This window comes from Arthrobacter sp. C152 (assembly GCF_054890965.1).
On record NZ_JBTZSU010000112.1, the window covers coordinates 1 to 293 of the forward strand.

A 293-nucleotide genomic window follows, 5' to 3' on the forward strand; every position below is an offset into this window, starting at 1 on the left:
CCTTGATGTGGTTGCGGTAGTTGTGGCCCACGCAGATGATCTTGCCCGGGGCGGGCACGACGGCGGCAAGGTCGGCGCCGTCGAGGGCGTGGGTTGGGCCGTTGGCCGCCTTCGCCGTGGTCTCCCAGGCGGGGTCCTGCAGCAGGGCCCCGACGTCGGAGAACCCCGGGATCTCGGTGAGGGTGTCGCCGTCCTGGCGGACCGCCGTCGTGCTTGTGCCGTTGCCTGTGCCGGCGGGGAGGCGGAGGGTGAGGAGTTTCATTACTTGGTGCGTCCTTCGATGTAGGTGCGGT

The 293-nt window shown here is 69.3% G+C and carries 1 pseudogene; it reads right to left on the minus strand.

The features are described from left to right. Positions 1 to 262 (minus strand): annotated as a pseudogene (locus tag ACYSM9_RS21945) (fumarylacetoacetate hydrolase family protein); the annotation flags it as partial. Positions 263 to 293 lie beyond the last annotated feature (31 nt).